The 25534-nt window shown below is 73.4% G+C and carries 27 protein-coding genes; 9 read left to right on the top strand and 18 right to left on the bottom strand.

The features are described from left to right. Window positions 1–44: 44 nt before the first annotated feature. The 4 genes from AB0J76_RS26695 to AB0J76_RS26680 are packed head-to-tail and all read left to right on the top strand — an operon-like array spanning window position 45 to window position 3313. Window positions 45–506, top strand: coding sequence for an RDD family protein (locus AB0J76_RS26695; RefSeq protein ID WP_352323046.1), 462 nt, complete (start codon window positions 45–47; stop codon window positions 504–506). Next, the gene (locus tag AB0J76_RS26690) at window positions 503–1699 is read left to right on the top strand and encodes an MFS transporter (protein ID WP_352323047.1); all 1197 of its coding nucleotides are present in this window, start codon (window positions 503–505) and stop codon (window positions 1697–1699) included. The genes AB0J76_RS26695 and AB0J76_RS26690 overlap by 4 nt, the downstream gene beginning before the upstream one ends. Window positions 1700–1749: 50 nt before the next feature. Continuing rightward, window positions 1750–2388, top strand: coding sequence for a TetR family transcriptional regulator (locus AB0J76_RS26685; RefSeq protein ID WP_352323048.1), 639 nt, complete (start codon window positions 1750–1752; stop codon window positions 2386–2388). Further along, the gene (locus AB0J76_RS26680; protein ID WP_352323049.1) at window positions 2372–3313 is read left to right on the top strand and encodes a hypothetical protein; all 942 of its coding nucleotides are present in this window, start codon (window positions 2372–2374) and stop codon (window positions 3311–3313) included. The genes AB0J76_RS26685 and AB0J76_RS26680 overlap by 17 nt, the downstream gene beginning before the upstream one ends. Here AB0J76_RS26680 and AB0J76_RS26675 read toward each other — a convergent pair. From AB0J76_RS26675 to AB0J76_RS26610, 14 genes are all read right to left on the bottom strand, one after another. Further along, window positions 3294–4058, bottom strand: coding sequence for a methyltransferase domain-containing protein (locus tag AB0J76_RS26675; protein WP_352323050.1), 765 nt, complete (start codon window positions 4056–4058; stop codon window positions 3294–3296). The genes AB0J76_RS26680 and AB0J76_RS26675 overlap by 20 nt on opposite strands. Then, the gene (locus tag AB0J76_RS26670) at window positions 4058–4738 is read right to left on the bottom strand and encodes a DUF4191 domain-containing protein (protein ID WP_352323051.1); all 681 of its coding nucleotides are present in this window, start codon (window positions 4736–4738) and stop codon (window positions 4058–4060) included. Before AB0J76_RS26670 ends, AB0J76_RS26675 begins: the two co-directional genes overlap by 1 nt. 57 nt (window positions 4739–4795) lie before the next feature. Then, on the bottom strand, window positions 4796–7150 hold the full coding sequence (locus AB0J76_RS26665; protein WP_352323052.1) for a glycoside hydrolase family 3 C-terminal domain-containing protein: 2355 nt from the start codon (window positions 7148–7150) through the stop codon (window positions 4796–4798). 67 nt (window positions 7151–7217) lie between these two features. Beyond that, a complete protein-coding gene (locus AB0J76_RS26660; protein WP_352323053.1) occupies window positions 7218–8030 on the bottom strand; it encodes an alpha/beta hydrolase in 813 nt (270 codons plus the stop codon). Next, the gene (locus tag AB0J76_RS26655) at window positions 8027–8410 is read right to left on the bottom strand and encodes a VOC family protein (protein WP_352323054.1); all 384 of its coding nucleotides are present in this window, start codon (window positions 8408–8410) and stop codon (window positions 8027–8029) included. Before AB0J76_RS26655 ends, AB0J76_RS26660 begins: the two co-directional genes overlap by 4 nt. A gap of 96 nt (window positions 8411–8506) precedes the next feature. Next, window positions 8507–9463, bottom strand: coding sequence for a helix-turn-helix domain-containing protein (locus AB0J76_RS26650; protein WP_352323055.1), 957 nt, complete (start codon window positions 9461–9463; stop codon window positions 8507–8509). Window positions 9464–9585: 122 nt separating this feature from the next. Further along, window positions 9586–10515, bottom strand: coding sequence for a lipoyl synthase (gene lipA / locus AB0J76_RS26645; RefSeq protein ID WP_352323056.1), 930 nt, complete (start codon window positions 10513–10515; stop codon window positions 9586–9588). A gap of 42 nt (window positions 10516–10557) precedes the next feature. Then, window positions 10558–11541 carry a M48 family metallopeptidase gene (locus AB0J76_RS26640; protein ID WP_352323057.1) on the bottom strand — a complete coding sequence of 328 codons (984 nt, stop codon included), beginning with the start codon at window positions 11539–11541 and terminating at the stop codon, window positions 10558–10560. Window positions 11542–11597: 56 nt separating this feature from the next. Next, entirely contained in the window at window positions 11598–12290 is a 693-nt protein-coding gene (gene lipB, locus AB0J76_RS26635) for a lipoyl(octanoyl) transferase LipB (protein WP_352323058.1), read from the bottom strand. Between the two features lie 37 nt (window positions 12291–12327). Further along, window positions 12328–13065: a peptidase E gene (locus tag AB0J76_RS26630; protein WP_352323059.1), complete on the bottom strand. Its 738-nt coding sequence runs from the start codon at window positions 13063–13065 to the stop codon at window positions 12328–12330. A gap of 36 nt (window positions 13066–13101) precedes the next feature. Continuing rightward, window positions 13102–13995, bottom strand: a complete 894-nt coding sequence (locus tag AB0J76_RS26625) for a TIGR01777 family oxidoreductase (protein WP_352323060.1) — start codon at window positions 13993–13995, stop codon at window positions 13102–13104. 66 nt (window positions 13996–14061) lie between these two features. Next, window positions 14062–15534, bottom strand: coding sequence for a 2-oxoglutarate dehydrogenase, E2 component, dihydrolipoamide succinyltransferase (gene sucB / locus AB0J76_RS26620; RefSeq protein WP_352323061.1), 1473 nt, complete (start codon window positions 15532–15534; stop codon window positions 14062–14064). Between the two features lie 38 nt (window positions 15535–15572). Beyond that, entirely contained in the window at window positions 15573–16937 is a 1365-nt protein-coding gene (gene lpdA / locus AB0J76_RS26615) for a dihydrolipoyl dehydrogenase (RefSeq protein WP_352323062.1), read from the bottom strand. A 51-nt stretch (window positions 16938–16988) separates the two neighbouring features. Further along, window positions 16989–18458, bottom strand: coding sequence for a leucyl aminopeptidase (locus tag AB0J76_RS26610; protein ID WP_352323063.1), 1470 nt, complete (start codon window positions 18456–18458; stop codon window positions 16989–16991). Window positions 18459–18563: 105 nt separating this feature from the next. Between AB0J76_RS26610 and AB0J76_RS26605 the strand changes: the two genes are divergently transcribed. From AB0J76_RS26605 to AB0J76_RS26595, 3 genes are read left to right on the top strand one after another with little or no spacing between them, the layout of a single operon-like run. Next, window positions 18564–18911: a GntR family transcriptional regulator gene (locus tag AB0J76_RS26605; RefSeq protein ID WP_352323064.1), complete on the top strand. Its 348-nt coding sequence runs from the start codon at window positions 18564–18566 to the stop codon at window positions 18909–18911. Beyond that, window positions 18908–19873: a hypothetical protein gene (locus tag AB0J76_RS26600; protein WP_352323065.1), complete on the top strand. Its 966-nt coding sequence runs from the start codon at window positions 18908–18910 to the stop codon at window positions 19871–19873. Before AB0J76_RS26605 ends, AB0J76_RS26600 begins: the two co-directional genes overlap by 4 nt. Further along, window positions 19870–20757 (top strand): CPBP family intramembrane glutamic endopeptidase, encoded by an 888-nt coding sequence (locus tag AB0J76_RS26595; protein ID WP_352323066.1) that lies wholly within the window; start codon window positions 19870–19872, stop codon window positions 20755–20757. Before AB0J76_RS26600 ends, AB0J76_RS26595 begins: the two co-directional genes overlap by 4 nt. A 63-nt stretch (window positions 20758–20820) precedes the next feature. Here AB0J76_RS26595 and AB0J76_RS26590 read toward each other — a convergent pair whose 3' ends face one another. Further along, window positions 20821–21564 carry an adenosylcobinamide-GDP ribazoletransferase gene (locus tag AB0J76_RS26590; RefSeq protein ID WP_352323067.1) on the bottom strand — a complete coding sequence of 248 codons (744 nt, stop codon included), beginning with the start codon at window positions 21562–21564 and terminating at the stop codon, window positions 20821–20823. 35 nt (window positions 21565–21599) lie between these two features. Here AB0J76_RS26590 and AB0J76_RS26585 point away from each other — a divergent pair, with 35 nt between their 5' ends. Further along, window positions 21600–22400, top strand: a complete 801-nt coding sequence (locus tag AB0J76_RS26585) for an ATP-binding cassette domain-containing protein (protein WP_352323068.1) — start codon at window positions 21600–21602, stop codon at window positions 22398–22400. A 22-nt stretch (window positions 22401–22422) separates the two neighbouring features. Here the strand turns inward: AB0J76_RS26585 and AB0J76_RS26580 are convergent, their stop codons facing one another. Together AB0J76_RS26580 and AB0J76_RS26575 are read right to left on the bottom strand one after the other, a co-directional pair. After that, complete coding sequence (locus tag AB0J76_RS26580; protein WP_352323069.1) at window positions 22423–23406, bottom strand: bifunctional adenosylcobinamide kinase/adenosylcobinamide-phosphate guanylyltransferase; 984 nt, start codon at window positions 23404–23406, stop codon at window positions 22423–22425. A 10-nt stretch (window positions 23407–23416) separates the two neighbouring features. Next, complete coding sequence (locus AB0J76_RS26575; RefSeq protein WP_352323070.1) at window positions 23417–24139, bottom strand: SCO2322 family protein; 723 nt, start codon at window positions 24137–24139, stop codon at window positions 23417–23419. 84 nt (window positions 24140–24223) lie between these two features. Between AB0J76_RS26575 and AB0J76_RS26570 the strand changes: the two genes are divergently transcribed. Next, the gene (locus tag AB0J76_RS26570) at window positions 24224–24430 is read left to right on the top strand and encodes a hypothetical protein (protein WP_352323071.1); all 207 of its coding nucleotides are present in this window, start codon (window positions 24224–24226) and stop codon (window positions 24428–24430) included. Window positions 24431–24492: 62 nt separating this feature from the next. On the opposite strand, the gene AB0J76_RS26565 is transcribed toward AB0J76_RS26570, so the two are convergent. Beyond that, complete coding sequence (locus AB0J76_RS26565) at window positions 24493–25491, bottom strand: aldo/keto reductase family protein (protein WP_352323072.1); 999 nt, start codon at window positions 25489–25491, stop codon at window positions 24493–24495. Between the last annotated feature and the right edge of the window lie 43 nt (window positions 25492–25534).

The following is a 25534-nucleotide window of genomic DNA, read 5'->3' as shown; positions in this document are numbered from 1 at the left end:
GGTCACGATGCCGACCGCCCAGGGGGCCGGATACCGTTGACGGCATGAGCAGCAACGAGCCTCGGTGGACGCAGACCTGGCTGGGCGGCATCCGGTCGGCCGGGATCGACCTCGGATACCCGGGTGAGCGTCTCGGGCTGCCCGAGGAGGGCAGCGGATCGGTCGCCGGGTGGGGGCGCAGGATCGCCGCGCTCGTGATCGACTGGATGATCTGCACCTGGGTCGTCGTGCAGCTGCTGCTCAGGATGAACCCGGCCGAGTCCCCGTGGGCGCCGGTGCTGGTGTTCGCGCTCCAGTACCTGCTGCTCGTCGGCTTCATGGGCCAGACGTTCGGCCACCGGCTGGCCGGCGTCCGCGTCGCCGCCATGGACGGCGGCGCCCCGCGCCTGCTGCCCGTGCTGGTGCGCACCGTCCTGCTCGGCCTGGCCCTGCCGGCCCTGATCTGGGACCGTGACCACCGCGGGGTGCACGACCGGGTGTCCAACACCGTGGTCGTCCGGATGTGACGACCGGCCGGGCCGGGGCGGGCCGGTGGTTCGGCCCGCTCATGGTGGCGGCGGTGTGCGTGCAGGCGGCGACGTTCGCGGCCCGTCCTATGGTCAGCTACCGGGCCATCGAGATCGGCGCGGGCAACCTCGGCATCGGGCTCATCACCGCCGGGTTCTCGGTGCTCCCGCTCTTCGCGGCCGTCTCCGTGGGCCGCTGGGTGGACGCCTCCGGCGAGCGCGGCGCGGCTCTGCTGGGCGCCGCGCTGATCACCGGCAGCGCCCTGGCCCTGGCCGTGGCCCGCTCGTTGTGGGCGCTGGTGCTGCTCAACGCGCTGTTCGGGCTCGGGCATCTGCTGTCCGTCGTCGCCCAGCAGGCCGTCATCGCCAACCGGGTGGCCGCCGGGGGCCACGACCGGGCCTACGCGCGCTTCACCGTGTTCACCTCGCTCGGCCAGCTCGCCGGGCCGTCCGCCGCGGCCCTCGTCGCGGGCGGCACGATCGCCGCCGGCGGCGGCCCCGGCAGTGCGACCGGCGTCGGGCCCGCCCTCGTCGTGGCGGCCGGGTTCGGGCTGGTGGCGGGGCTGGCGAGCCTGTGGGCCGACGGGCCGGGCCCGGCGCGCGAGCGGGCCGCCGTCCGGCGTTTTCCGCTGCGCGGCACGCTCGGCCAGGAGGGCATGTGGCAGGCCCTCGTCACCAGCCTGGCCACCGTGTCCACGATCGACCTGGTGCTGGCGTACCTGCCGGCCTGGGGGCAGAGCCGCGGCGCAGGGGTGGTCGCGGTCGGCGCGCTGCTGGCGCTGCGGGCCGCCACCACCATGGCGAGCAGGCTCGCCATGGAACGCCTGGTCCTGCGGTACGGCCGCCGCGCCGTCCTGGTGACCAGCACCGTCGCCGCCGCGGTCACCGTCGCCGCGCTGCCGCTGTGCGGGACGGCCGCCGCGGTGCCGGTCGTCGCGCTGATGGGGTTCGCGCTGGGGCTGGGCCAGCCGCTGACGCTGTCCTGGGTGGCCGGTCGCGCGCGGGCCGGCGAGCGCGGCACGGCGCTCGCGCTGCGCCTGACCGGCAACCGGCTGGGTCAGGTGCTGGTGCCGGCCCTGGCGGGCGTGGTGGCGGGCGCGACCGGCGTGCTCGGCGTCTTCGCGCTCAGCGCCGCCATGCTGGCCGCCACCGCCGGCCTGGCGGCCCGCGCGCCGATGAGCACTGCGGAGTAAAGAAACCGTACCGGGTTTGAATTCTTACCCGGTACGGTTATCGTTGAGCCATGATGGCGGGGCTCAGGGAGCGCAAGAAGGAGCAGACGCGGCGGCGCATCGCGGAGACGGCTCTGCGGTTGTTCGCCGAGCGCGGCTTCGACGCGGTGACGGTCAACGAGATCGCCGAGGCGGCCGGGGTCGCCAAGGTCACGCTGTTCGCGTACTTCCCCAGCAAGGAGTGCCTGGCTCTCGACGGCGTCACGGAGGACACGGCCGCGATCGTGGCGGGCCGGGCGCCGGGCCGCTCGCCGCTCGGCGCGCTGCGCGAGCACTACCGGACGATGGCCGCCCAGGGCGCGCGGGAGGTGGACGTGGAGGGGCTGCTGACCCGCGTCCGGGTGATCGCGGCCACCCCGGCGCTGCTGGCGGCCGTCCAGCAGACCCACGCGGGGGAGCGGCACGCGCTGGCCGCGGCGCTGGCCGAGGACCTGGGCGCGCCCGCGGGCGACCTGACCGCCCAGCTCATGGCGGCCCAGATCACCGCCGCGGTCACCACGCTGCAGGAGACGTTCTTCCACCGGCTCGCCTCGGGGGCCGCGCTGGAGGAGGCGGGCCGGCTGCTGGCGGACGACGTCGAGACGGCCTTCGATCTCCTCGAAAACGGCTTTTCATCCATAAAAGGGGAAAAGAGTGAAAAAAGGGATTAACTACGACACGGGGTTTCTGAACGGCCCTCAGCTCAGCCGCCGGACCTTCGATCCCGACGTCGTCGCCCGCGAGATGCGGGTGATCGCCGACGAGCTCCACTGCACGGCCGTCCGCGTCTCCGGCGGCGATCCCGACCGGCTCTCCGTCGCGGCCGAGCGGGCCGCCGCGGCCGGTCTGGAGGTGTGGTTCGCGCCCTTCCCCGTGGACGCCACCCCCGAGCAGGCCGTCGCCCTCTACGCCGACTGCGCCGCCCGCGCCGAGTCCCTGCGCCGCACCGGCGCCGAGGTGGTGCTGGTCGCCGGGTGCGAGACCAGCGCGTTCTGCCACGGCTTCATCCCCGGCGCCAGCTACGGCGAGCGCCTGGCGGCCATGACGACGGCCGACCTCGCCTGGTGGCAGACGACGGCCGCCGACGTCGCGCCCCGCTTCAACGCCTTCCTGGCCGAGGCCGCCGCGGCGGTCCGGACCCGGTTCGGCGGACGGCTCACGTACGCGTCGGGCCCCTGGGAGTTCGTCGACTGGACGCCCTTCGACATCGTCGGCGTCGACGCCTACCGCGCCGCCTACAACGCCGCGGACTTCCCGGCGGAGCTGCGCGCCCACTTCGCCCACGGCAAGCCGGTGGCCGCCACCGAGTTCGGCACCTGCGCCTACAAGGGCGCGGGGGAGCGGGGCGGCTCGGCGTACCTGGTGCCCGAGGGGGCCGTGCCCGACGAGGGGGAGCAGGTCCGCTACTTCGAGGAGCTGCTCGACGTCTTCGAGGCCGAGGGCCTGGCGGCCGCGTTCTGGTTCACCTTCGCCGCCTACAACCGGCGCGGCGCCGACGACCTCGGCTCCTACGGCGTGGTCAGGATGCTCGACGAGACCCGCTGGGAGCCCAAGGAGGTCTTCGCCGCGCTGGCGGCTAGGTATTCGCGCAGGTGAAGATGGCCGTGCCGGGGATGTGCCGGCCGCGCAGCGGGCTCCAGCCGCCCCAGGCCCGCTCGTGCCCCCGCGGCCACTCCGGCTCCAGCAGGCCGGTGAGGGTCAGCCCGGAGGCGGCCAGCAGGCCGATCCAGTCGCCCATCGTGCGGTGGTGCTCGACGTAGGTGGGGGTGCCGTCGTCGTCCCGCTCGACGTAGGGCGAGCGGTCGAAGTAGGAGCGGTCGGAGGTGAGCCCGCGCGGGCCGGGATCGTCGGGGAAGGCCCACCGGATCGGGTGGCTCACCGAGAACACGAACCGGCCGCCCGGCCGCAGCACCCTGCGCACCTCGCGGAAGACCGCCAGCGGGTCGGCCACGAACGGCAGCGCCCCGTACGCCGAGCACGCCAGGTCGAAGGCGCCGGAGGCGAACGGCAGCGACTCGGCGTCGGCCTGCGCCACGGGCACGCGCAGGCCGGTGTCGAGGTCGATGCGCTGGGAGTGGCGCAACTGCCGGTGGGAGATGTCGAAGGCGGCCACCCGCGCCCCCTGCGTCACCAGCCACCGCGCGCACTGCGCCGCGCCGCAGCCGATCTCCAGCACGCGCCGGCCGCGCACCTCGCCCAGCAGGTGCGCCTCGGCCTCGTCGACGCCCTCAGGGCACCAGACGAAACCGGTGTCCCCCAGGAAGCCGCCGTGCTCGACCTGGTAGTCGTCGGCGTTGCCGTCCCACCAGTGGCGGTTGGCCCGCGAGGAGACCGACAGCACTAGCGCATCTTCGGGCCGCGCGGCATGCGGGCCCCCTTGGGCATCGGGCCCTTCGGCATCGGCAGGTTCTTCGGCAGCGAGCGCAGCCGGTCCTTGACCTCGTTGACCGAGGGCTTCTTCAGGTTGCGCGGCAGCTTCATGATGTGCCGCTGCAGCTTGGCGATCGGCACCTGGCCCTCGCCGTCGCCGCACTGGATGTCGTAGATCTCGACGCCCAGCACCACGCGCGCGACCCGCTTCTTCTCGGCGGCGAGCATCTTGGCCACCCGGTTGCCCGGCCCCTCCGAGACCAGCACGACCCCCGGGAAGCCGACGACGAGGTGGACCAGGTCCTGGTCACGGTTGACGGCGATGGCCGGGGTGACCTGCCAGTTGCCCCGCATGCCCTGCAGGACCGCGGCGGCGGCGCCGGTCTGGCCGTGCAGGATCGAGTACTGGGCCTTCTGGGCGAGCTGGCCGAAGACGACCAGCCCGACGGTGAGCGCGGCCAGGACGCCGATGAACACCGAATACCACAGGTAGTCCGTGACCAGGCCGATCACGACGACCACAGCCAGCGTGCCCACCGCCGAGAGGAAGACGATCGGCATCCCCTTGGGGTTGGCCTGCTTGATGATCTGCGCGATCATGCGGAGCTGCTTGATGCGCCCCGGCTTCTCTGGATCCTCGGACTTTGCCATGCTCAGAAGGATACAAACCAACTGGTGCACTATGGAAAACGCGACCGGCCTTTGTCGCTAGATCTTCACCGTGATCGACAGCCTCGGGTCCGCGACGTGGTGCGACGCCTGGAGCGTGTACTCGCCCTCGACCGTGCGCCAGCCGTCCTCCCACACCTGGAAGGCGCTGTCGGGCAGGAAGACGGTCGTGATCACGGTCTCGCCCGGCCCGGCCTCGACCACGTCGAACCCGGCCAGGCGGCGGTCGGCGCCCCGGCAGAGGTAGATCTGCACGACCTCGCGGCCGAAGCGGTCGCCGGTGTTGGTCAGCGCGACGGTCACGGTGGAGCCCTCGGCGGCGATGGAGTCGTAGCTCCACGTCGTGTAGCCGAGGCCGTGGCCGAACCAGAAGGCCGGAACCCGCCCCGACCGCTCCCAGGCCCGGTACCCGATGTACGGGCCCTCGTCGTAGGCCACAGCGCCGTCCACGGGGGTGACGTCCGTGACGGGGGCGTCCGCGAGCGTGGCGGGCCAGGTGGTGGGCAGGCGGCCGCCCGGCTCGGCGCGGCCCGACAGCACGTCGGCCAGCGCGGCCCCGGCCTCCTGCCCGGGGAACCAGGTCAGCAGCACGGCCGCGACCTCGTCCGCCCACGGCATCTCCACCGGCGAGCCCGCGTTGACCACCACCACCGTGCGCGGGTTGGCGGCGGCCACGGCGCGGATCAGCTCGTCCTGGCGGCCGGGGAGCGCGAGGGTCTCGCGGTCGAAGCCCTCGCTCTCCACCTCCGGCGTGGTCGAGGCCACGACCACCGCCACGTCGCTGTCCGCGGCCACCCGCACGGCCTCGGCGATCAGCTCGTCCGGCGCCGGCGCCGGGTCGGCGTGGCCCAGCGTGTACGCCACGAACGCCATGCCCCCGAAGGCCCCCGCCGGATGCGTCACGCTCAGCTCGTACGGCTCGCCCGCGGTCATCTCGACGGCGAAGCGCCGCTCCGGCGGCGACAGGAACGCGGCCGCCGGATCGCCCCCTTCCGGCTCGATCGCCGCGTCGAGCACGGTCTCGCCGTTCACCGTGACGGTGAAGGCGCCCACGCCCGCCACCGACAGCTCGTGCCGTCCCGACGTGGCCGGCGTGTACGCCGCCCGCAGCCGCACGGCCCCGAGCCGCTCGCCGTCCACGTCCGGCGGCAACTGGCCGACCCAGCGCGCCTCGGCCGCCGCCAGCGGGTGCTCGGCCAGCAGGCCGCCCGCCGCGTCGAGGAACTGCGCCACGACCGGGCAGGCCAGCGGCGCCAGGCGGATCCGCGGGTCGGTCCCGACGGCGTGCCGGACCTCGACGCCCTCCAGCGCGCCCAGCCCGGCCAGCGGCGAGACGATCCGGTCGGGGAAGACCTGGGCGCTGCCGCCGCCCATGACCCGGGCCTCGCTGGCGGCCGAGCCGATGAGCGCGAGCGTGCGCACGTCCCGCAGCGGCAGCACGCCGTCGTTGGTGAGCAGGGTGAACCCGCGCGCGGCCACCTCGCGGGCCAGCGCGGGTCCGTCGATGGGGCCGTCGACGACGCCGGGTGAGGGCCGGTCGCCGCCGCCCAGCGCGCCCGTACGCCGGGCCAGCCGCAGGACGCGCCGGACCTTGTCGTCGATCACCGACTCGGGCACCCGCCCCTCCCGGACGGCGGCCTCCAGCCTGTCCCCCCACGGGCCGAACGGGCCGGGCATGGCCACGTCGGTGCCGCCGAGGGCGGCGGCCTCGGTGCTGCGCACGGCCGTCCAGTCGGACACGACGAGCCCGTCGAACCCCCACTCGTCCTTCAGCACGCCGTTGACCAGGGCGGAGTGCTCGGTCATGGTCGTGCCGTTCACCGAGTTGTAGGCCGTCATCAGCCCCCACGCGCCGGCCCGCACCACCCGCTCGAACGGCCGCAGGTACACCTCGCGCAGCGTCTTCTCGTCGACCCGCACGTCCACGGTGAAGCGGTCGGTCTCGAAGTCGTTGGCCACGAAGTGCTTGGGCGTGGTGGCCACGCCGCCCTCCTGCACGCCCTCGACGTAGGCCGCGCCGATCTCGCCGGTCAGGTACGGGTCCTCCGAGAAGCACTCGAAGTGCCGGCCGCCGAGCGGGGAGCGGTGCAGGTTGATCGTGGGCGCGAGCAGCACGTGCACGCCCTTGCGCCGGGCCTCCTGGGCCAGCAGCGCGCCGGCCCGCCGGACGAGCTCCACGTCCCAGGTGGCCGCGAGCGCGGTCGGGCTGGGCAGCGCGATCGACGGGTCGGCGGAGGTCCACTGCTCGCCGCGGACGCCGATCGGGCCGTCGCTCATCACGAGCCGGTCGAGCCCGATCTCGGGGATCGGCGGAAGGGACCACATGCCGGCCCCGGTGAGCAGGCGGATCTTGGTGGCGAGGTCGAGCCGGGCGATCAGTTCGTCGAGTTCCACGGCATCAGTGTTCACCAGAAAACCGAGCACTCGATAGGTTTGTGACCTTTACGTTACGCAAAGCCTCTCACCGGGCGAAGAACTCCAGCAACTCGGGCACCAGCGCCTCCGGCGTCACGGCGTGGGACTGCTCCTCCAGCACCCGGTGCCGCGCCCCCGGCACGCCCGCCGCGACCGCCCGCGCCGCGCCCGCCATCCACCGGGGGCTCCGCTCCCCGCTCAGCACCAGCAGCGGCTGTGCGATCGCGGCCAGCGTGGCGGCCGGCAGCCGGTTGCCCGGCCCGAGGACGGCGGCCTCGTAGGCCAGCGTGCGGGCCACGCCCTTCAGGTGCGCCCACGACGCGTCGGCCCGCATCGCGGCCACGGCCTCGGCCGGCACCTCGGCCGCCTCCACCATGAACCGCTCGACCGCCTCCTCCCAGCGGCCGGCGTCGACCAGCGCGTCGAGCTGCGCGGCGAAGTCGTCCGGCAGCGGGGGAGCGTCGGCGTCCACGTGGTACGGCGGCTCCCACACCGCCACCCTGGTGATGCCGAGGCCCCGGGCGGCGGCCTCCAGCACGAGCGCCGCGCCGGACGAGCCCCCGAACACCATGGCCGTCCCGCCCGCCGCCCCGATCACCGCCGCCAGGTCCTCGATCTCCCGTTCGACCGCGTACGGCCGGGTGTCGCCGCTGCCGCCCCGGCCCCTTCGGTCGTAGTTGACGACCGTGAACCAGGGCGCCAGCCCGGCGGCCACACCCGCCGGCGTGGGGTGCGCCCGGTCGCCGAACGCGCCGTTGACCAGCACGACCGCCGGCCCGTCGCCGTAGCTGTCGTAGGCCAGCACGGTGCCGTCCGCCGAGGTCACGGTGCCGTCCGCCGAGGTGGCGTGGCCGTTCACGCGGGCTGGACCAGGCAGAGGGCCTCCCAGTGGTGCCCGTCGAGGTCGGCGAAGCCGCGCTGGTAGCGGACGCCGGCCTCCTGCGGCACGCCGGCCGGGGTGGCGCCGAGCGCGAGCGCCTTGTCCACCAGCTCGTCCACCTGGGCCGGGTTCTCCATGCCGAGCACCAGGATGGCCTCGGTGCTGGTGGTGGCGTCGGCGATCTCCTTGGTGACGTAGGCGGAGAACGTCGGCTCGGTGAGCAGCATGACCTGGGTCTGCTCGTTGACGAGCATCGAGGCCATGCCCTCGGCCATGCCGTACATGGTGAAGCCGAGCTCGGTGAAGAACTTCTGCGACCGGTCCAGGTCCTTGACCGGGAGGTTCAGGAAGAGCTGCATGTCGTGCTCCTAGGCATCTGAGGTGTTCTGTGACACCTTCAGTCTGCTCACCACGACCCCGCGCGTCTTGGATCCCCGTGCCAGGACGGTTGACGATCAGCGCACGGGGTTGGCGCGCCGGAACTCGGCCGGCGGCAACCCGTACGCCCGCTTGAACAGCCTGCTGAAGTGCGCCGAGTCGGGCAGCCCCCACCGCGCCCCGACCTCGCCGACCGGCAGGTGGCGGGCGCCCAGCAGGTCGGCGCGGCAGCGCTCCAGCCGCCGGTGCCTGATCCAGGCGGCCACCGTCGTGTTCTCGGACTCGAACAGCCGGTGCAGGTAACGCACCGAGACGTGGTGCGCCTCGGCCACCATCGCCGGGTCGAGGTCGGCCCAGCCCAGCCGCTGGTCGATGAAGGCGCGCACGCGCAGCAGCAGGGCGCGGCGGCGGGCGTCCTCGGGCACCGCGGCGGCCTGCTCGGCCCGTTCGGCCAGGGCCGTGGTGACCAGGTCCATCACCACCGTCGCCAGCCTGGCCGCGCTGGCCGGGGTGTAGTCGTCGTAGTCCTGGGTGACCCGGCGCAGCAGCGGCACGGCCAGCGCGCCGGTGCCCTCGCGCGCCGAGACGGGCACCGCGGTCAGCCTGGCCACGTCGTCGTAGGGCAGCGGCAGCAGCTCGTGCGGGAAGCTGAACACCGCCAGCTGCACGGCCGAGTCGTAGGCCAACTCGTAGGGGCGGGTGAAGTCGTAGATGGCGAACTCGCCCTTGTCCAGGCGGATCTCGCGGCCGTCCTGGCGCAGCACCGGGTTGCCCGAGACGGCCAGCACGGCCCGGTAGAGCTCGGGGTTGTCGCGGTGGATCAACTTCGCCGTGCGGTGGACGCTGTGCGGCGTGGACGTGCGCACCCGGCCCACGCCCACGGGGCCTAATTGCCCCAGCTCGATCTCGCCCCGCAGCGGCGCGCCGGAATCGATGCGCAGGTCGAGCGGCCCGAGCGTGTCGCAGACGATGCCGCGCCAGGCCTCGTGACGACTGCGCGCGGGCAGGTCGCTGGTGCGGATCACGGTCGCCATGGCCTCGCCCCTCCCTCGGCCCTGCCATGCTAGGGACGCGAAAAGCCCCGGGCAAACGGCCCGGGGCTCCGCTCAAGCGGGATCAAGCGGGATCAATCGGGATCAGCTGGGACCAGCCTGGATCAGGTGGTCTGGCGGGCCGCGATGGCCTGCTGGTAGAGCCTGCCCGCGCGGTAGGACGAGCGCACCAGCGGCCCGGACAGCACCCCGGCGAACCCGATCGCCTCGGCCTCGGCCTGCAGCTCGACGAACTCCTCCGGCTTGACCCAGCGCTCCACCGGGTGATGGCGCGGCGTCGGCCGCAGGTACTGGGTGATCGTCAGCAGGTCGGTGCCGGCGGCGTGCAGGTCGCGCATCGCCTCGACGACCTCTTCGCGGGTCTCGCCCATGCCCAGGATCAGGTTGGACTTGGTGACCAGCCCGGCCTCGCGGGCCGTCGTGATCACCCCGAGCGAACGCTCGTAGCGGAAGGCCGGACGGATGCGCTTGAAGATGCGCGGCACCGTCTCGACGTTGTGGGCGAACACCTCGGGTTTGCTGGAGAAGACCTCCTCCAGCTGGTCGCGGTTGCCGTTGAAGTCGGGCACCAGCAGCTCGACGCCGCAGCCGGGCAGCAGCGAGTGGATCTGCCGGGCGGTCTCGGCGTAGAGCCAGGCGCCGCCGTCGGGCAGGTCGTCGCGGGCCACGCCGGTCACGGTCGCGTAGCGCAGGCCCATCTGCTGGACGGACTCGGCGACCCGGCGCGGCTCGTCGCGGTCGTATTCCTTGGGCTTGCCCGTGTCGATCTGGCAGAAGTCGCACCGGCGGGTGCACTGGTCGCCGCCGATGAGGAAGGTCGCCTCGCGGTCTTCCCAGCACTCGTAGATGTTGGGACAGCCCGCCTCTTCACAGACCGTGTGCAGGCCCTCCCGGCGCACGAGCGATTTCAGCTCGGTGTATTCGGGGCCCGTCTTCAGCTTGGTCTTGATCCACGGGGGCTTGCGCTCGATAGGGGTCTCGGCGTTGCGCACCTCCAGGCGGAGGAGCTTTCGGCCATCAGGAGCAACGGTCACCCGTCCAGCTTACGTCCGCCGTCGAACCGGACCGGTCGAGGGTCAGGTGATGAGCCCGAAGCCGCGGATCGCCCTGGTGTAGTGGCGCAGCAGCTCCTCGTCGATCAGCGCGGACCCGGCGGTGTCCAGCAGCTCCGAGTGCGGCGCCGAGGTCAGCACGCCGTCGTCGGTGAGCCGGTGGCGGGCCAGCGCGCCCTGCCTGATGGCCGTGACGCTCTCGCCGCGCAGGGCCGCGGCCTGGATGGGCGCCAGGTAGCCGCCGGCGGCCAGGTCGCGCAGCTCGTCCAGCTCGGCCTCGGACACCACCCGCCGGGCGATCGCCGCCCGCCGTTCCTCGGTACGAGGCCGCCCGGCGCGGGCCAGCGCCGTCAGCGCGTACTCCGCCAGCAGCACCGGGCCGCCCAGCACTTGCCCGATCAGCCGGCCGAAGAACCCCGCCGCCTCGTACGTCGTGCCGGGCTGGTCGATCGCGCCCAGCGACGAAGCGGCGATCTTGGCCTGGGCCTCCTCCCTGATCTTCAGCGGAGCGCTCGACCCGAGCAGCGCGTCGTGCCAGGAGGCCAGCGTGAACAGGGCGCCGTCCACGATCAGCTCCTCGGCGGCGGGGGTGCGCGCGTACGCGGTGGCCAGCAGCGCCACCCGCTGCCGCGGCGTCAGGGCCAGCCACAACGGCAGCCCGATGACCAGCACCGGCGTGCGCGGCACGCCCACATGGTCATAGACGGTCTCGGTGGCCAGATCCCGGACCGCGACCTTGCGCGGCCTCTTGACGCGGGCCCGGTCGGCCACCCGGTCGGCCAGCGCGTACAGCTCGCCGGCCGCGGCGCGGTCGAGCACCTCTGCGTCGGCCGGCAGGCGGGGAAGGCGGGGCCGCAGCGCCCAGCCCACGGCCAGGCTCACGCCGCCGGCCAGCCACGCGACGAGGGAGCCGAGGTGCGCCAGCACGGCCCACGCGCCCAGCGCGAGGAAGGCCAGCGTGAGCAGGTGGACCAGGAGCGCAAGGACGAGAGCGGCGGAACGCTTCACACGGCGATGTTAAGCCGGAAAGATCCGGATTCAACCGCTGTTCGATGCCGGTTCGGTCACCTGCGCAGCAGATCCTCCTCGTGCAGGTCGAACGGCTCCCTGCCGAGCGCCTCGGCCAGCCGCTTCTCGGCGATCGGGATGACCTCCTCGACCACGATCCGGCGGCCGGTCTCGGCCGAGAGCGAGGAGACCCCCGCATCGGGCAGCCCGCACGGCGCGATCCGGTTGAACCACCGCGGGTCGTTGGCGCAGTTGAGCGCGAAGCCGTGCATCGTCACGCCGCGCGCGACGCGGATGCCGACCGCGCCGAGCTGCCGGTCGGGCAGCCCCAGCGCGACGTCGCCGGCCGCCCACACGCCCGGACGCCCCGGCACCCGCCGGCCGGTGACGCCGAAGTCGGCGCACACCTGGATCATCGTCTCCTCAAGGGCGCAGACGTAACGGGTGACGTCGGCGACGGCGACGATGGGGTAGGCGACGAGCTGGCCGGGGCCGTGCCAGGTGACCCGGCCGCCCCGGTCGGCGTCGACGACGGGGGTGCCGTCGGCGGGACGGTCGCCGGGCAGGGTGCGCCTGCCCGCGGTGTAGACGGGGGCGTGCTCCAGGATCAGGACCGCGTCGCCCAGCTCGCCGGCGACCCGCTTGCCGTGCATCCAGCGCTGCAACGACCAGGCTTGCTCGTAGGGGACGTCCACACCGAGGCGGACGACGGCCAGCGCGTGGGGATCGTCCCCGTGGGTGGGGCGCATGAGCCTATTGTGCCGTTCCCTCACCCTGTCCGGGTAATCAGGGGGTCAACAGGCGTGGCTCGATCCTGAACTCCTTGACGCCGTTGGCGCCGTCGTACTCCAGCCGGTAGGCGTACGCCCGCGGGTCGACGGTGACCGCCTGGATGAACTCGGTGCCCACGTAGTGCAGGGCGACGCCCTCGTCGGCGGCGTACCCGCCGGGCAGCTCGCCGGAGGCGACCGACTCCTGCAGCAGCGGGCGGCGCTGCGGCTCGGCGTTGTAGTGCACCCCGCACGAGTACGGCAGCAGCGCCATCCCGTCGGCCCACGGGCGCAGCGCCGGGCCGAAGGAGTCGGTGTTGCCGCCCACGTGCCAGCACAGGGCGCCCGCGCTCTGCCCGGACAGCACCACGCCGGCCCGCCAGGCCTCCTCGAAGACCTCGTCGAGGCCGTGCAGCCGCCACAACGCCATCAGGTTGGCCACGCTGCCGCCGCTGACGTAGATCATGTCCTGTTCGAGCGCCCAGGCCCGCGCGTCCTCGACGTTGGGCATGGGGAAGACCGTCAGGTGGCTCAGCTCGACGTCCCAGCCGGAGAAGGCGCCGTACATCTTCAGCAGCCAGTCGGCGGAGTCGCCGAGGGCGGTGGCGACCAGACCGAGCTTGGGGCGGTCCTGGCCGGTCAGGTCGAGGCCGTACCGCAGCAACCCGCTCGCCTCGATGAAGTTGTGGCGCTCGCTCGGGCGGAACGACCCGCCCCCGATGGCCAGAATGTGCGACTGCCCGGACCTGCTCATGTCGGATCTCCCGCGTGCTGAAGGACGAACGGCACCCTACAGTACGGCGCGCAGCGCCTCGTCGAGACGGGTATGCGTGAAGCCGTAGCCGCTGTCAAGCAGTTTCCGCGGGATCATGCGATGGCTCGGCAGCAGCCCCGCGCGGGCGAATTCGCCCACCCCGATGGACAGGGCGAACGCCGGTACCGGCATGGGCACTGTGCCTTTACGCAGGCATTTACCCAGAGTCCGGGTGAATTCTTCGTTGGTGACCGGAGAAGGGGACCCGAGATTGACCGGACCTTCGATTTCCCGATTTTTCAGGATATGTAGTGCGGCGGCCACCCAATCGTCCAAGGAGATCCACGACCAGTACTGCCGGCCCGTCCCCAGCGGCGCGCCCAGCCCCATGCGGAAGATCGGCAACATGCGCCCGAGCGCCCCGCCGTGCCGGCTCAGCACCATCGCCGTGCGCAGCCGCGCGACCCGGCACCCGGCCTCGGCGGCCCGCTCGGCCTCCCGCTCCCAGCGCTCGCACAGCTCGGCCAGGAACCCCCGGCCCTTGCCCTGGCTCTCGTCGATCTCCCGGCTGCCCGTGTCGCCGTAGAAGTCGACCCCGGAGGCCGACAGCAGCACCTCGGGCGGCCTGCCGAGCGCGCGCAGGGCGTCGACCAGCAGCCGGGTGCCCTCGACGCGGCTGCGCACCAGCTCGCGCTTGTAGCCAGTGGTCCAGCGCCGGTCGCCGACCGAGGCCCCGGCCAGGTGCACCACGGCCTCGGCCCCTTCGAGCGCGGCCCGGTCGAGCACGCCCGCCGAGGGGTCCCAGAAGGCCTCTCCCGGCCCCGCGGGCTCCCGCCGGACCAGGCGGACGACCTCCCGCCCCTCGTCGCGCAGCGCCCCGACCAGCGCCGTACCGATCAGGCCCGACGCCCCGGTCACGATGATCGCCATGGCCCCCACAGTACGCCAGAGGCCGGGCGGCCCCCCGAAGGAGCCACCCGGCCTCAAGAGCGATGACTACGCGAGCCCGAGCTGGGCCTCGAAGCGGCCCTCCTCCAGGCGACGCTTGATCGTCGTCAGGAAGCGGGCGGCGTCGGCGCCGTCGACCAGGCGGTGGTCGTAGGTCAGCGCCAGGTAGACCATCGACCGCACCGCGATGACCTCGCCCTCGGGCGTGTCGAGCACGACGGGCCGCTTGACGACCGCGCCGGTGCCGAGCATGCCCACCTGCGGCTGGTTGAGGATCGGCGTGTCGAACAGCGCGCCGCGGCTGCCGGTGTTGGTCAGCGTGAACGTGCCGCCGGTGACCTCGTCGGGCGTCACCTGGTTGTTGCGGGTGCGCTCGGCCAGGTCGGTGACCTTGCGGGCCAGGCCGGCCAGGTTGAGGTCGCCGGCGTTCTTGACGACCGCCGCGAGCAGGCCGCGCTCGGTGTCGACCGCGACGCCCAGGTTCTCCACGTCGAAGTACGTGACCTCGTTGGTCTCGTTGTTGATCGTGGCGTTGAGCTTCGGGTGCTGCTTGAGCGCCTCGACGGTGGCCATCGCGAAGAACGGGGTGAAGGTCAGCTTCACGCCCTCGCGGCGGAAGAAGTCGTCCTTCGCCCGCGCCCGGAGCTGGGCGATCTTCGTGACGTCGACCTCGACGACCGACGTGAGCTGCGCCGCGGTCTGCAGCGACTCGACCATGCGCTTGGCGATGGTCTGACGCAGCCGCGTCATCTTCTCCGTACGGCCGCGCAGCGTGGTGTCGACCTCGACCGGCTCGGGCGCCGCGGCGACCGGGGCCTGGGCGGCGGCGGGGGCCGGCGCGGCGGCGGCCGGCTGGGCCGCCGGAGCCGCGGCCGGGGCGGCGGCCTGCTCGCGCTGGGACTTGGCGGCCTCCAGCACGTCCTGCTTGCGGATGCGGCCGCCGACGCCGGTGCCGTTGATCGAGTCGAGGTCGACGCCGTGCTCGTTGGCGAGCTTGCGCACCAGCGGCGTCACGTAGGGGCTGTCGCCCGCGGGTGCCGGCGCGGCCGGCTCGGCGGCGGGCTGCTGCTGCGGAGCCGGAGCCTGCGGGGCCGGAGCCGGAGCCGGAGCGGCCTGCTGCGGGGTCGGGGCCTGCGGGGCCGGAGCCGGGGCGGCCTGCTGGGGAGCGGGCTGGGCCGGGGCCGGCTGCGGGATGGAGGAGGCCGGGGGAGCCGGGGCGGGCTCGGGCTCCGGCTCGGGCTCGGGAGCGGCCTGCGGGGCCGGGGCGGCGGCGCCCGGCTGGGCGTTCTCGTCGATGATGGCGAGCTCGGCGCCGACCTCGACCGTCTCGTCCTCAGCCACGACGATCTTGGTCAGGACACCCGCGGAAGGCGACGGGATCTCGGTGTCGACCTTGTCGGTCGAGACCTCGAGGAGCGGCTCGTCGGCCTCGACGCGCTCGCCCTCCTTCTTCAGCCAACGGGTTACCGTGCCCTCGGTCACGCTCTCGCCGAGCTGGGGCATCTGTACGGAGACCGGCATCGTTATTCTTCTCTCGCGTTCTGATCTCGAGGGCTGGACTAGTTGTGTACGTGCAACGGCTTGCCGGCCAGGGCCAGCATCGCCTCACCGACTGCCTCGGACTGGGTCGGATGTGCGTGGATGAGCTGGGCGACCTCTGCGGGCAGCGCCTCCCAGTTGTAGATCAGCTGGCCTTCCGTGACGAGCTCGCCGATGCGCCGGCCCACCATGTGGACGCCGACGACCGGGCCGTCCTTCTGGGCGATGACCTTCACCGCTCCGGAGGTGCCGAGGATCTGGCTCTTGGGGTTGCCGGCCAGGTCGTAGACCTGCTCGACGATCTCGATGCCGCGCTCGGCGGCCTGCGCCGACGTGATGCCGACCGAGGCGACCTCGGGGTCGGAGTAGGTGATGCGGGGCACGCCGGCGTAGTCGATCGGCGGCGGGTTGAGGCCGGCGATGTGCTCGGCCACCATGATGCCCTCGGCGAACCCGGCGTGCGCCAGCTGCAGCGTGGGGATCAGGTCGCCGATGGCGTAGACGCCGGGGACCGAGGTCTGGCAGTGCTCGTCGACCACGACGGCGCCGCGCTCGACCGTGACGCCCTGCTCCTCGAAGCCCATGCCGGACGACACCGCGCCGCGGCCGACCGCGACGAGCAGGATCTCGGCGTCGAGGGTCTTGCCGTTGGCCAGGGTGACGACGACGCCCGTCTCGGTGGTCTTGGCCGAGTCGAAGAAGACGCCCAGCTCGTACTTGATGCCGCGGCGGCGGAAGGCCCGCTCCAGCAGCTTGGAGCTGGACTCCTCCTCGGTGGGCAGCAGGTGCGGCAGCGCCTCGACGATCGTGACCTCGGCGCCGAAGGAGCGGTAGACGCTGGCCAGCTCGACGCCGATCACGCCGCCGCCCAGGACGATCACCGACGACGGCACGCGGTCCATCTTCAGGGTGTGCTCGCTGGTGATGACCCGCTCGCCGTCGATCTCCAGGCCGGGCAGCGTGCGGGGGGCCGAGCCGGTGGCCAGCACGAGGTTGGCGCCCTCGTAGACCTCCGAGCCCACCTGCACGCTGCGCGGGCCCACCAGCCGGCCCTCGCCCTCGACGACCGTCACGCCCGCGCCCTTGAGCAGGCCCTGGACGCCCTTCCAGGCCCGCGTGACGATCTTGTCCTTGAACGCGTGCACGCCCTGGACGTCGATGCCCTCGAAGCTCGCCTTGACGCCGAAGGACGCGCTCTCGCGGGTCTCGTCGGCGACCTCGGCCGAGTGCAGCAGGGCCTTCGTGGGGATGCATCCCCTGTGGAGGCAGGTGCCGCCGATCTTGTCCTTTTCGATGAGGACGACCGACTTGCCCAGCTCGGCCGCCCGGAGCGCGCAGGCGTAACCGCCGCTGCCGCCACCTAGGACGACGATGTCATAGGCCACAGGAAGGCTCCTTGTCGGGGTGTTCGTGATGCCGTCATCTTTTCATTTGTTTCAGATGCTCGCGTGCCGCTCTGCGAGTCCGATGAGGGTGCGGGTGATGGCGCCGGTGCCGCCCTTGGGGGTGTAGCCGTACGGCTCGCCCTTGTTGTAGGCCGGTCCGGCCATGTCGATGTGCGCCCAGCGCACCCCGTCGGGGACGAACTCCTTGAGGAAGATGGCGGCGGTGAGCATGCCGCCGAAGCGCTCGGGGTGGAGGTTGGCGATGTCGGCGACCGGCGAGTCGAGGCCCTTGCGCAGTTCCTCCGGCAGCGGCATGCCCCAGGCGCCCTCGCCCGCGGCGGTGGCGGCCTCGACGACCAGCTCGCGGACGGCGTCGTCGTTGGCCATGACGCCCGCGGTGCGCCAGCCGAGCGCGACGATCTGCGCGCCGGTCAGCGTGGCGATGTCGACGATCAGGTCGGGGTCGTCCTCGGCGGCGCGCGCGATGCCGTCCATGAGCACCAGGCGGCCCTCGGCGTCGGTGTCGAGCACCTCGACGGTCTTGCCGCTGTAGCTGTGGATGACGTCGGAGGGGCGCTGGGCGGTGCCGCTCGGCAGGTTCTCGGCCAGGCAGAGGTAGCCCACGACGTTGACCGGCAGGCCGAGCCGGGCGATGCCGACCAGCGCGCCGAGCACGGCGCCCGCGCCGCCCATGTCGGACTTCATCCAGTCCATGGCGGCCGACGGCTTGAGCGACAGGCCGCCGGAGTCGAACGTGATGCCCTTGCCCACGAACGCCAGCGTCTTGCCCGCCTCGGGGTGGCTGTAGGCGAGGCGGACCAGGCGCGGCGGGTTGACCGAGCCCTGGCCGACGCCGACCAGGCCGCCGTAGCCGCCGTCCTTGAGCTGCTTCTCGTCGAGGACCTCGACGGTGAGCCCGTGCTTGGCGCCCTCCTGCTCGGCGATCTCGGCGAACTTGGCCGGCCACAGGTCGGACGGTGGCGTGTTGACCAGGTCGCGGACGAGCGAGACCGACTCGGCCAGCACGCCGGCCCGCTCGGCGGCGGACTCGCCCCGGCCGGACAGGACGGTGATCTCGGAGACGGGCGCCTTCGGCGGCTCGCCCGTGCGGTAGCGGTCGAAGCCGTACGCGCCGAGCAGCGCGCCCAGGGCGACGGCCTCGGCCTGGGCGTCGTCGTCGGCAGGCAGGGCCAGCGCGGCGCGCGCGGTGCCGGCCAGCGACCGCACGGCGGCGCCGGCGGCGCGGCGAAGGGACTCGTGGTCGGAGGAGTCGCCCAGGCCGACGGCGACGAGCACCGGGGCCTGGACGGCGCCGAACGTGGGCAGCTTGGCCAGCTCTCCGGGTTTGCCGGAGAAGCCGAGCGAGCTGAGGGAGGTGGCGAGGTTGCCGCCGAAAGCCGCGTCGAGGGACTCAGCGCCCGTGGCCGGGCGGGGGCCGTCCTGGCCGGGCCGGAAGCCGACGATCAGGGCGTCGGTGTCGACAGAGACTGGGTCTGCTGAGTTCAGCCGCACAGTGGTCACGTAAACCGATGCTATCCACGGTTTCTGCGTACTCACAAACAGGGGTTCATCCTACAAATGCTGGTCGGGCGCATTCCGTTTCATGGTGCTAGTGTCATTAGCATCATGTTGCTAGCGCTCGATCTCAACGACGCACGGCCCCTCCATGAACAGGTGGCCGGCGCCATCCGCCGCGCCATCGGCGAGGGCTCCTACGCGCCCGGCGACCGCCTTCCACCGGCCCGCGACCTCGCCAGGGCGCTCGGCATCAACCCCAACACCGTGCTGCGCGCGCTGCGCGACCTGCGCGACGAAGGGCTGCTGGAGTTCAGGCGGGGCCGCGGGGTCAGCGTCGCGGGCCAGGCCGACGGGCGCGCGCTGCTCGTGCAGCGCGCCCGGGAGCTGCTGGAGGAGGCCAAGAGGCACGGCTACCGCCGTGAGGACCTCATCACCATCCTGGAGGATCTGCCATGAACCCCCGAATCCCGGCGGCCGCGTGGGGCGCGGCCGTCACGGCGGCCCTGGTCCTGGCCCCCTTGGGGCTGCGCGACCGGCTGCCCGACCCGCTGGCCACCCACTGGGGCGCATCGGGCGTCGACGGCTCGGCCTCCTTCCAGGCCCACGTGCTGACCGTGGCGGCGGTGTGGACCGTGGTGTGGATCGCGTTCCTGGCCGTCGCCGCGCGGGGCTGGGCGCTGCGGCACCGCAACGGGCGGGCGCTGTGGTGGGGCGGGCTGTTCGGCGGCGGCGTCCTGGTGCTCGGCACGCAGGCCGCCACGCTGGCGGCCAACCTCGACGTGCCCGACTGGACGGCCGCGAGCCTTCCCGGCTGGCACGTCCCGCTGGTCGTCGTCGGCTCGCTCGGCGTGGGCGTGCTCGCCGGGTCCCTCGGCAGGGGCGGGCCCGACCCGGTCGAGGGCGTCGCGCCGCCCCCGGCCATGAAGCTGCGGCCCGGCCGCCGTACGGTCTGGGTCAGCCGGCTGGTCAACCCCTGGCTGGTCGCGCTGACGCTGGTGGCCGCGGCGGCGGTCGTCGTGCTCTGCGGGCTGCGCCTGGCCGGCGTCCTGTCGCCGGCGACCTTGGCCTCCGCCCTGCCCGGGGCGGTGATCGTGCTGGTCGCGGGGCTGGCGACGGCGTCGCTGTCCGTACGGGTCGGCGACGACGCGCTCGTCATCGGCTTCGGGCCGTTCGGCGTCCCGGCGCGCAGGATCCCGCTGTCGCGGATCGACCGGGCCTGGACCGAGGACCGCAGGCCGAGCGAGGTCGGCGGCTGGGGCTTCCGCGGCCTGCCCGGCGCGGCCACCATCATGCTGCGCGGCGGCGAGTGCCTGGTCGTCGGCTACCGCTCCGGGGGGCGGCTGGCGATCAGCATCGACGACGCCGAGCGCGGCGCCTCCCTCATCAACGCCCTCGTCTCGGAGCGTGCACGGTCATGAGAAAACAGCTTCCCGTCTTCCTCGCCCTCGCCTTCGGGCTGTCCTGGCTGGTGGCGCTGCCCATCTGGCTCGGCGCGGGGCTGGGCTCGCCGGCGGCCAAGGGGCTGGCCGCGGTCATGATGTTCACGCCGACCGCCGGGGTGCTCGGGGTGTGGGCGCTGTCGCGCGCGCCCTGGCGGCGCTGGGCCGCCGAGACCGGCCTGACCCTGGGCGACAGCAAGGGCCGCACCGGCCGGTACGTGCTGGCCGCCTGGCTGGGCGTGCCGCTGCTGATCGCCGTCTGCGCCGGGCTCAGCACCGCCGTCGGGCTGTTCCCGCTCGACCTCGACCGGTTCAGCCTGTTCCGGGCCCAGCTCGCGGCCGCGGGCGTGCAGCCGCCGGCCGACCCGGGCCCGGCGCTCTACCTGCAGATCGCCATCGGCGTGCTGGCGGGCCCGGTGCTGAACGCGGTCCCGGCGCTGGGCGAGGAGTGGGGCTGGCGCGGCTGGCTGCTGCCCAGGCTGTCCGCCACCTACGGCCCGATCGGCGGCCTGGCGCTGTCCGGGGCGATCTGGGGGCTGTGGCACGCCCCGCTCACCCTGCTCGGCTACAACTACCCGAGCCTCGGGTCGTGGGCGGCGCTGCAGTTCACCGGCTTCTGCGTGCTGGCCGGCATCGCGATCGGCTGGCTGCGGCTGCGTACGGGCAGCGTGTGGCCCTGCGTGGTCGCGCACGGCTCGCTGAACGCGGTGTTGCCCGCCGTGTTGCTGCTCGGGGACGCCGCGGCTCCGCCCGACACGGCGGTGTCCGGGCTCACCGGGCTGGTCGGCTGGGTCCCGCTCGCCCTGCTCTGCGTGGTGCTCCTGCGCCGCCTGCGCGCCCGCGCCCCGCAGCCGGCCGCCTGACCCCGCCTGCGCCGGTCCGCCGGTCTGGCGGTCTGGCGGTCTGGCGGTCAGGCGGTCAGGCGGTCAGGCCAGGATCGCGTACACCACCAGCGCGGCCGCCGTCCCGGTCTCCACCAGCGCGCCGAACACGTCACCCGTGACGCCGCCGAGCCGCCGCCGGGCGTGCCGGAGCAGCAGCAGCGCCGCCCCGAGCCCGGCCGCCAGGGCGACCGGCGGCGCCCACGTCCCGGCCGCCAGCCCCAGCCCGCCGGTCACGGCCAGGGCGGCGACCGTGGCCAGCCACGCCGCCGGATCGCCGACGGTGCCCGCCACCATCGCCCCGAGCCCGCCGGGCCGCGCGGCGGGCACGCTCGCCCGGCACGCCCAGGTGAGCGCCAGCCGCCCGGCCACGCAGGCGGTCACCAGGGCGGGGTAACCGGCCCCGGTCAGCGCCGCCGCCTGGACGAGCAGTGTGAGGACCAGCGTCATCACCCCGAACGGCCCGATGTCCGACTTTTTCATGATGTCGAGGGCGTCTTTGGCGGGCCGGCCGCTGCCCAGGCCGTCGGCCAGGTCGGCCAGCCCGTCCAGGTGCAGCCCCCGGGTGAGCGCGGCCAGCAGCCCGAGCGCGAGCGCCGCGCCCAGCAGCGGCGGCCCCGGCAGCAGCAGCGCCAGGCCGGCGACCGCGCCGAGCCCCAGCCCGACCGCGGGGGCGGCCACCATGGCCGGCCCGGCGACCTCCCGATCGATCCTGTCGACCGGCACGGGAACGGCGCTGAGCATGCCGATGGCGAAGCGCAGCCCATGGGTCAGCTCAGCAAGCGGCATAACGACCGATCCTAGGGCCGACTAATGTGGCGGGAATGCACGTGCTTGAACTCGAAGGTGTAGCTGTCCGGGTTGTCGGCAAAACGCTGCTCGACGGCATCGACTGGCAGGTGGCGTACGGCGACCACTGGGTGATCCTCGGCCCCAACGGCGCGGGCAAGACCACTCTGCTCTCACTGGCCGGGGCGGTGCGCCACCCGAGCGAGGGCGCGGTCAGCGTGCTCGGCCACCGGCTCGGCCGGGTCGACCTGCGAGAGCTGCGCCGCCACATCGGCCTGGTCGCGGCCAGCCAGCGGCTGATCGACGAAGACCTGCTGGAGGAGGAGGGCGCCACCGCCCACACGGTGGTCCTGACCGGCCACACCGGCACGAGCGTCCCGCTGTGGGACAAGTACGGCGACAACGAGCGCGAGCGCGCCACCCGACTGCTGGCCGACCTGGGCTGCAAGGACCTGGTCGAGCGCCCGTTCCGGGTGTGCTCGCAAGGGGAGCGGGCCCGGGTCAGGGTGGCCAGGGCGCTCATGGCCGAGCCCGCCGTGCTGCTGCTCGACGAGCCGTTCGCCGGGCTCGACCTGCCGGCCCGCGAGGACCTCATCACCGCCGTCGAGCAGCTGGCCGCCACCCGTCCGGTGCTGACCACGGTCACCGTGACCCACCACCTGGAGGAGGTGCCCGCGACCACCACGCACGCGCTGCTCATGCGCGACTCGCGGCTGCTGGCCGCCGGGCCGGTGTCGGAGGTGCTCACCCCCGGCCTGCTGTCCGAGTGCTTCGGCCGCCCGCTGCACGTCGACCGCCTCGACGGCCGCTGGTACGCCAGAGCCGTACGCCCGTAGCCCCTGCTCCGGGGGCCCGGGGTCACAGTTCCAGAAGGCGTCCCGCGACCACCAGGGCGACGTACTCGGACTCGGCGGCGAGCCGTTCGTTGAGCTTGCCGAGCGCGTCCCTGAAGGCCCGGCCGGCGGACGTGGCGGGCACCACGCCCATTCCCACCTCGTCCGAGACCGCCACGAGCGGCACCGGCGTGCCGCGCCACGCCTCGACCAGCTCCGCGCAGCGCCGGGCGACCGGCGTGCGGTCGCCGTCCCATGCCCCGTGCTCGTCGAACACCGCCGCCAGCCACGTGCCCAGCCCGTCGATCAGCAGGGGCGTGCGCGCCGCCGCGATGACCGCCACCAGGTCCGTCGTCTCGGCCGTGTCCCAGTGAGCGGGCCGCCGTTCCCGGTGCGCCCGTACCCGCGCCGCCCATTCGCCGTCCGCCGCGCCGTCGCCGCCGGTGGCGACATAGGTGACGTACGGCTCGGCCGCCAGCCGCAGCTCGGCCTCGGCCGACTTGCCCGACCTGGACCCGCCGAGCAGCAGCGCCCGCCGCGGCGGCGTCTCGCGTACCGTTCCGCCGCACTCCAGGACCGTCCCGTCCGGCACGGCCACCGCCCCCCACAACCGCAGCCGCCTGGCCAGCTCCTCCTCCGACCTGATCCGGTGGTCCAGCCACGCGGCCACCACCGTGGTCCGCTCGTCGGCCAGCCCCGCGCGGCGCAGCTCGCCGAGCCGCTCCGGGCGGTCCAGCAGGTCCAGCACGACGATGTCGTAGCGGGCGGGACCGTCGGAGGGGGCCTCCCGGCCCGGCGGCAGGCACAACACCGCCGCGCCGTCGGCCGCCACCAGGCCGAGCCCGCCGCCGAACGCGCCGCCGCCGGTGAAGGGGAACCGCGCCGCGTCGTCCACGACCAGCTCGAAGGGGCGGCGACGGCCTTGGGGGAGCCGGGCGCACGAGGCGCACGAGCACCCGTCCACGGGCCAGCCCGCCGCACCCCCGGTCCCGGAGAGAAGAAGCTTCACCGCCCAGAGGCTACCGACCGGCCCGACCCGCCCGACCGGGGCGGCGGCGGGCGGCCAGGGCCGTGCCCGCGCCGACCAGCAACAGCACCCCGGCGGCGGCCGCGATCAGCGGCGCCGGAATGCCGCCGGGCGCGCTGGCGGGCTCGGCGGCCCGCTCGGCGACGTCCGGCTCCCCGGACGGAGCGCTCTCCGCACTCCCGGACGGGACGGTCCCCGCGCCCCGGGACGGGTAGCCGCTGACCGACACGACCTCGCCGCGCCCGTTCACGCCGACCCTGGCCGCGGCGGCCAGGAGCTGGGCGGCGGTCGCGTCCTCGGCGCCGGTCACGCAGCGCAGCAGCGGGTGCGCCGGCGGCCGGTCACCGGGCGGGACGTCGCCCTCCCCGTCCCCGAAGTCCACCGCGACCACCACCCGCTTGTGCCCCGAACCGGCCGCGTCCTGGACGCACACCGCCGGGAACGACGGCAGCTCACCCCCCGGCGGCTCGCCCACCGCCCCGTCGGCCGAGACCGCGAAGCGCCACCCCACGACCGAGCCGTCCGCCGGCTCGTACGCGGCCGTGGACGCCAGCCACGCCGTGCCGTCGCTGCGCCAGACCCCCCACAGCCGCACGACCTCCGGGGCGGGACCAGCGGGCCGCGAGGAGGGTGAGCCGAGCGCGGAGGAGGGGAGAAGGAGTACGGCGGCCGCCCCCAGGACGACCGCCGCGGCAACACGGCCCGCGCGCAGCATCGATGGACCTCCGAGCTCGGGAGTAGGGTTCCAGTGCCGTCGGAGGGAAGGCGCCGGCGAACCCGCGGAGAAGGAGCGTATGGCATGACATGGCGGTGGCGTTATGAAAATGCAAATGGTGGTGAGGTGACGGACCGCCCTTTGCCGCGAGAGGTTTTCCCGAGTCAGGCCGATGCGGAGTCCTGGCTCGGGGAGAATTGGCGTGAGCTGCTCGAATCCGGCGTCGAGCAGGTGGCGCTGCTCGACGAGGACCGCGTCGAATACACGGGATTGTCATTGCGTCCGGAGTGATCCGCGAAAAAACGGAAACCCCTTGAGCGCATTGTGGCTCAAGGGGTTTTCCGTTTTCCGGGTCACGGACGGGTGGCGGGGCTCACCGTCTTGGCCGGGTCGCGCTCCACGACCGTGCCGAGCACGTCGTCGATGCGCTTGAGCACGTCGTCCTCCAGCTTGACGCCGGCCGCCTTGACGTTGTCGCGCACCTGCTCGGGGCGGGTGGCGCCGACGATGGCGCTGGAGACGTTCGGGTTCTGCAGCACCCAGGCCACGGCGAGCTGGGCCATGGTCAGGCCGAGGTCGTCGGCGATCGGCCGCAGCTCCTGCACGCGGGTGAGCACGTCGTCGTTCATGTACCGCGCGATCATGGCGCTGCCGCTCGCGTCGGTCGCCCGCGAGCCCTGCGGAGGCTGCTGACCGGGCAGGTACTTGCCGGTGAGCACGCCCTGCGCGATCGGCGACCAGACGATCTGGCCGATGCCCTCGCGCTCGCTCAGCGGCACGACCTCAGCCTCGATGACCCGCCACAACATCGAGTACTGCGGCTGGTTCGACACGATCCGGTCGAAGCCCATCTCGTCGGCGATCTTCAGCGCGCGGCCGATCTGCTCGGCCGTCCACTCGCTGACGCCGACGTAGAGCACCTTGCCCTGGCGCACGAGGTCGTCGAACGTCTTGAGGGTCTCCTCGAGGGGGGTCTCGTTGTCGAAGCGGTGGGCCTGGTACAGGTCGACGTAGTCGGTCTGGAGGCGGCGCAGCGAGGCGTGGATCGACTCGGTGATGTGCTTGCGGGACAGCCCGCGGTCGTTCTTGCCGGGGCCCGTGGGCCAGTAGACCTTGGTGAAGATCTCCAGCGACTCCCTGCGGACGCCCTTGAGCGCCCGGCCGAGCACCTCCTCGGCTTTCGTCCCCGCGTAGACGTCGGCGGTGTCGAAGGTGGTGATGCCCTCGTCGAGCGCCGCCTGCACGCACAGCTTGGCGGCGTCCTCCTCGACCTGGGAGCCGTGGGTGAGCCAGTTGCCGTAGCTGATCTCGCTGACCAGGAGACCGCTGCGGCCGAGGTGTCGGAATTCCATACGTTCGACCTTAGAGCGTCACATGAGCCGATTCGATTCGGGA

This window comes from Nonomuraea sp. NPDC049624 (assembly GCF_040675255.1).
In the GTDB taxonomy this organism is placed as follows: Bacteria; Actinomycetota; Actinomycetes; order Streptosporangiales; family Streptosporangiaceae; genus Nonomuraea.
Note: the sequence above shows the minus strand (reverse complement) of the source record. Positions and strands in the feature narration are given on the sequence as shown.

Coding starts and splice junctions, on each gene's coding strand:
- AB0J76_RS26695 (WP_352323046.1), top strand. CDS start 45: ATGAGCAGCAACGAGCCTCGGTGGACGCAGACCTGGCTGGGCGGCATC.
- AB0J76_RS26685 (WP_352323048.1), top strand. CDS start 1,750: ATGATGGCGGGGCTCAGGGAGCGCAAGAAGGAGCAGACGCGGCGGCGC.
- AB0J76_RS26670 (WP_352323051.1), bottom strand. CDS start 4,738: ATGGCAAAGTCCGAGGATCCAGAGAAGCCGGGGCGCATCAAGCAGCTC.
- AB0J76_RS26655 (WP_352323054.1), bottom strand. CDS start 8,410: ATGCAGCTCTTCCTGAACCTCCCGGTCAAGGACCTGGACCGGTCGCAG.
- AB0J76_RS26650 (WP_352323055.1), bottom strand. CDS start 9,463: ATGGCGACCGTGATCCGCACCAGCGACCTGCCCGCGCGCAGTCGTCAC.
- lipB (WP_352323058.1), bottom strand. CDS start 12,290: ATGCGCCCCACCCACGGGGACGATCCCCACGCGCTGGCCGTCGTCCGC.
- AB0J76_RS26630 (WP_352323059.1), bottom strand. CDS start 13,065: ATGAGCAGGTCCGGGCAGTCGCACATTCTGGCCATCGGGGGCGGGTCG.
- AB0J76_RS26625 (WP_352323060.1), bottom strand. CDS start 13,995: ATGGCGATCATCGTGACCGGGGCGTCGGGCCTGATCGGTACGGCGCTG.
- sucB (WP_352323061.1), bottom strand. CDS start 15,534: ATGCCGGTCTCCGTACAGATGCCCCAGCTCGGCGAGAGCGTGACCGAG.
- AB0J76_RS26605 (WP_352323064.1), top strand. CDS start 18,564: ATGTTGCTAGCGCTCGATCTCAACGACGCACGGCCCCTCCATGAACAG.
- AB0J76_RS26600 (WP_352323065.1), top strand. CDS start 18,908: ATGAACCCCCGAATCCCGGCGGCCGCGTGGGGCGCGGCCGTCACGGCG.
- AB0J76_RS26595 (WP_352323066.1), top strand. CDS start 19,870: ATGAGAAAACAGCTTCCCGTCTTCCTCGCCCTCGCCTTCGGGCTGTCC.
- AB0J76_RS26590 (WP_352323067.1), bottom strand. CDS start 21,564: ATGCCGCTTGCTGAGCTGACCCATGGGCTGCGCTTCGCCATCGGCATG.
- AB0J76_RS26585 (WP_352323068.1), top strand. CDS start 21,600: ATGCACGTGCTTGAACTCGAAGGTGTAGCTGTCCGGGTTGTCGGCAAA.
- AB0J76_RS26575 (WP_352323070.1), bottom strand. CDS start 24,139: ATGCTGCGCGCGGGCCGTGTTGCCGCGGCGGTCGTCCTGGGGGCGGCC.
- AB0J76_RS26570 (WP_352323071.1), top strand. CDS start 24,224: ATGACATGGCGGTGGCGTTATGAAAATGCAAATGGTGGTGAGGTGACG.
- AB0J76_RS26565 (WP_352323072.1), bottom strand. CDS start 25,491: ATGGAATTCCGACACCTCGGCCGCAGCGGTCTCCTGGTCAGCGAGATC.